This window comes from Bacillus sp. JJ634 (assembly GCF_036962285.1).
Classification (GTDB): Bacteria; Bacillota; Bacilli; order Bacillales; family DSM-1321; genus Peribacillus; species Peribacillus asahii_A.
On record NZ_JBALMU010000127.1, the window covers coordinates 1 to 4,354 of the forward strand.

At 35.6% G+C, this 4,354-nt stretch carries 5 protein-coding genes; 2 read left to right on the top strand and 3 right to left on the bottom strand.

Annotated elements, in window-relative coordinates; translation table 11 throughout:
- The first annotated feature begins 570 nt into the window (after positions 1-570).
- Positions 571-771 (top strand): cold shock protein CspC, encoded by a 201-nt coding sequence (cspC, locus tag V7068_RS17640; RefSeq protein WP_010331195.1) that lies wholly within the window; start codon positions 571-573, stop codon positions 769-771.
- A 377-nt stretch (positions 772-1,148) separates the two neighbouring features.
- Here the strand turns inward: cspC and V7068_RS17645 are convergent, their stop codons facing one another.
- Positions 1,149-1,625, bottom strand: coding sequence for a CBO0543 family protein (locus tag V7068_RS17645; RefSeq protein ID WP_499713866.1), 477 nt, complete (start codon positions 1,623-1,625; stop codon positions 1,149-1,151).
- Complete coding sequence (locus V7068_RS17650) at positions 1,537-2,682, bottom strand: DUF2515 domain-containing protein (RefSeq protein WP_499713874.1); 1,146 nt, start codon at positions 2,680-2,682, stop codon at positions 1,537-1,539. The genes V7068_RS17645 and V7068_RS17650 overlap by 89 nt, the downstream gene beginning before the upstream one ends.
- 200 nt (positions 2,683-2,882) lie before the next feature.
- On the opposite strand from V7068_RS17650, the gene V7068_RS17655 reads away from it, so the two are divergent.
- Positions 2,883-3,527 carry an NUDIX hydrolase gene (locus V7068_RS17655; RefSeq protein WP_499713867.1) on the top strand — a complete coding sequence of 215 codons (645 nt, stop codon included), beginning with the start codon at positions 2,883-2,885 and terminating at the stop codon, positions 3,525-3,527.
- A gap of 4 nt (positions 3,528-3,531) precedes the next feature.
- Here V7068_RS17655 and V7068_RS17660 read toward each other — a convergent pair.
- A partial coding sequence (locus V7068_RS17660) for an MBL fold metallo-hydrolase (protein ID WP_499713868.1) occupies positions 3,532-4,354 on the bottom strand: 823 nt, incomplete at its 5' end.

The window sequence follows — 4,354 nt, forward strand, 5'->3', positions numbered from 1 at the left end:
GCGATACTTGTCTAGGATGATGATACCGCACTCTTTCTATGAAGAGTGTTGGTCGGCAGAACGTTGAACATTTTACGTGACAGACGTTTTTCCTGTCACAACCACCTATGTTCAGTTTTCAAAGAACATCCTATACACCAAATTATACCATTTCAAATGCATGGTGTACAGAACGTATTTTCGATATTTTATCTGCACACCGCATTTGAGCGAACATTCATCCCATCCCTAAAGGGGGGTGCCAGCGCACCGTAATGGGCTTTCTTTTCGCAAAATCTGTAATTAAATCTTCAATAAGGATAATTATACGAAACTGTCCTTCTAACGGAAGAATGGATTTCCTTAAAAGAGTAGCTGCTGCCCTAATTTATTCTGAATGTGTTGTCCTCCTATTATCAATTGAATACAATGTTAAAATAATTTGCATTCCTTTCCAATCTCTGTTATGATAAAAAAGAATTATTTTTGTTCGGTGTAAAGGATAGTATAAGTTTGACTTTTCGTCTTGATGATCACTTTGGGCAAGAATAGTAATATACTGTGTGTTTAACACACTAGGAGGCAACAAAAATGGAACAAGGTACAGTTAAATGGTTTAATGCAGAAAAAGGTTTCGGATTTATCGAGCGTGAAAATGGAGACGACGTATTCGTACACTTCTCTGCTATCCAAAGTGAAGGTTTCAAATCATTAGACGAAGGTCAAAAAGTAACTTTTGACGTTGAGCAAGGTGCTCGTGGTGCTCAAGCTGCTAACGTTCAAAAAGCTTAATAGCAACAATAACTAAACATCTACACAAACAGATTCTTTAATTAGAGTCTGTTTTTTTAATTTTCTTTAAATGACTCGCAAGCAGAATCGTTCGTTTACATACATCATATATCAGTAAAATTTAGATGCTCGTTTTAAAAAAATATAAAAACCCTACTCAATATACGAGTAGGGCGCATGGTACAAGTGAAGAAAAAAAGTTTAAAACTTAAAAGGTTGCTCTAAGTATAGCATAGTAAGTTAAGAACCCCTAATTAAATATTTTTATTTTTCTTACTCGTTTAATTCGTCAAACAGAAAATAGTTAAAATATTTGGAGTTTTGCTTCGTATGTTTCATCGTTTTAACCATATTAAATAACGAAAATGTTATGAAGATTAATCTCTGATTCGTTTAAACCAACGATAAAAAACATAAATGAATGTTAAATAAAGTGCATAACCAATAAATGAATAGATGTGCTTCCATGAATCGTTGTGAATGAAAAGTTCCCATGTTTCTGCTTGCTTTTCGCCAATAGATATAAATAGGCTTAAGAGGAGAATAAGCGCTGCTTTTTTCCAGACGTTCACTTTCTGACACACATATAAAAAAAGGCCAACGAACAGCGGGAGCCCAATCAATGTAAAGAAAATATTGATTGGAAAAATCTCGGGCAAGGGTCTTTTAGGAAAGTGGTATATACCTTTTCCAACAAAATAAAGATCAAGGTACGTTCCAATGAGTGAAGCGAGAAGCAGCGTAGAAATTACGACTGATATATGTTTAGTTCCGTAGAAAAATCGCTTTTTTGGCGATCGTTGTGAGCTCGATTCTTTCAAGTGTTTGGCAATATTCATCTTCAATCTCCCCATTTATGGTTTCTTCTGAATTAATTAAGTAATAAACAACTTGCCAATCTTCATACCATTCCTTGATTTCAGCCTCCTCATGTACGCAATCTTTCCATACGAATTCTAATTTAGGACTATAGAATCGTATAAAGCCTGGAAGCAGTTGGCATGACTTGAGCCTTCGTTTCAACAATCTTCCTGGAACACCTTCATCGATATCATGAAAAATATGAGGCCAATAATCTTTTCTAGAACCTGAATGAGGGGTCAGATATGCCCATTGCTCAATTTTATTTAACCGTTTTGAATCTGCAAACAAAATAGAATATAGTCGTTTTCCTAATAAAATTCGTCGGTGTAAGCTTTCAAAATGATGTAAGGTCTCGCCAATTAGCTTCACTTTGCCATTTTCTAAATAAGGAAAAAGAATTTGATTCATTGATAATAAATCCTGTAGTTTAAATTCTAAAGTATTAAAAATGCTCTTTTTAAAAACAGGGTTGTCTATCACTCTTAATTCTAAATAGCTTTGCTCATTAATGATTAAGGCAATTGTTAGTGTATATGAATCACAATCTTCTAAAAAATGATTCCAAATTATTTCCATGAACAGCGACACATGAAAATGCGGCAAAAGATAAAAAAGATTTTTTTCTCTTTTGATGCTCTCTTCATAAAGTAAAAATTGGGGAAATGCATCTTGAAAAATCAGCCAATTCCCTCGCTCTAAAAATGTGAAAAAGGACTGACATTCTTTTTTCGTTAGTAATCGAGGAAGAAGCCCGCCCTTTAAATCGGTCATATTCCAGCCGCCATTTCGCGACACCATATGTCCTAGAAAAGCCCAATGCACTTCGGGATGGCACTGATAAAAATCAAGATAGGCTTTCGTTCTTGTTATATTATTTTGGTTCCATTTGTTTGTTTTAAATTTGATTTGTTCGATTAATGTTCTCTCTTCGGAAGAGAGCTCTGTTTTTATGGAAGGCTGTTTACTTCTTACTTTTAATTCTTTTTTGATTGTGGCAAGAGGTTCAAGGAGTGTTATTTTTTTCTGACTTATAAGTTTAGACCAGATAACGGTATCCTCCTTTTAAATCTATGAAGAACCTATGCTTATTTTATTAAAGGAATGAAATGTTCATGATGAGAAGTTTATGTGTCAATATTTAGACAAAAGGGTGATTCGCTATATTTAAAGAAGGAGCAGGGAGGGAAACGCCGCTCAAAAGTTGAATATTGTTATGTGGTAAATTATAGAAAATGGGGTGGGCTGTTATGACTGTACTTCCAAAACCTGCATCAACCGTTGTTTTAATCGATCATATGTCTAGGGTTTATTTAACAAAGCGACCAGCGACGATGAAGTTTCTAGCTGGCTTTTATGTGTTTCCAGGCGGAGCAGTAGAAGAAGGAGATTATGTCGTAGATCATGCATACATAACTCACTCGATATCGAATGAGCCATTTAGTTCTGTTCATTATATCGCTGCAGTACGAGAGATATTCGAAGAAGTTGGGATTTTATTTGGCAGTCAAGGCGACGGATTTCCTATTCAATTTCAAAAAGAAACGGAACAGGAATATCGTCGTCTCCTTGTAAATCGTGATATTTCATTTGCACAATTATTAGAGCAAGAAAACATTCGCCTTCATCTTGATTGTCTGCGATATTTTGGGCACCGAATTACTCCAAAAGAAAGCGCTTATCGCTTCGATACTCGATTTTTTCTAGCGGAATTGCCTGAGGGACAAACCCCGAAGCCTGATTTAAACGAAATTGACAAAGCTTTTTGGATTGCCCCAGAGGAAGCTTTATTGTCCTATCAAAATGGAAATATGCTTCTTGCTCCTCCAACGGTTACTGCACTTCAAACAGTTATCAATTATCAAAAAGGGGGAGCACTGCTCATGCCTAGGTAAGAAATCAAGAGTGAATCGAGTACCATGAATCGTGTAGTGAAACTTTTCCTTCCTTCATCAACTTGATTAAATGGGCCTCTGTCGTTTTTTTCGCAACCTCAAAAATACTTGGATGAATATTCTTTTCATAAATCATTTCTGTCAAACTTGTAGAGGTTAACTGCTGATGTTTTAAAAGTAGAGATTGAATTTGGTTTTCTCGGTATAATCTACGGTTTAATACAAATTCAATTTGTTTATAGGGATGTTCGACCCATTCACCATGTCCGGGTCCAATTTTTTCTAAATCCAAGTGCTGTAAACGTTCTAACGTATGAATATAATCGCTCATATCTCCTTCTGGGGGACCAATCCATGTTGTTCCTTCAGATAAAATATTGTCCCCGGCAAGGAGAATTTGTTTAGAAGGTATATAAAGATTTAACATACCTGGAGTGTGTCCTGGACTATGAATAATCATTATTTCTAGGTCAGCTATATGTATGACATCACCATCGTTTAGCATCGATACTGCATGCACTGGAAAAATCGCTTTCAAGATGGCTTGTTTTTCTTTTGGATGGCAATAAATTATAGGAGACCAATCCATTAATTGACGAACCCCCGGTGCATGATCCCGGTGAGAATGTGTAAGAATAATAGATTTGGGTATGGCTAAATCATTTTCCTTAAGCGCTTTGTTTAACTCCTCTTTCGTTATGTCCTGATCGTATCCCGCATCAACTAATATACTTTCTTGCTTATTCCCAATTAAATAACAATTTGTTGTTGTATTTGGCCATAGAGTTGGCGTGGAAATTGGAACACGTACGATTTTAATTGGATTA

Excerpts from the sequence above, each read along its gene's own strand:
- cspC (WP_010331195.1), top strand. The coding sequence starts at position 571 with ATGGAACAAGGTACAGTTAAATGGTTTAATGCAGAAAAAGGTTTCGGA.
- V7068_RS17645 (WP_499713866.1), bottom strand. The coding sequence starts at position 1,625 with ATGGGGAGATTGAAGATGAATATTGCCAAACACTTGAAAGAATCGAGC.
- V7068_RS17655 (WP_499713867.1), top strand. The coding sequence starts at position 2,883 with ATGACTGTACTTCCAAAACCTGCATCAACCGTTGTTTTAATCGATCAT.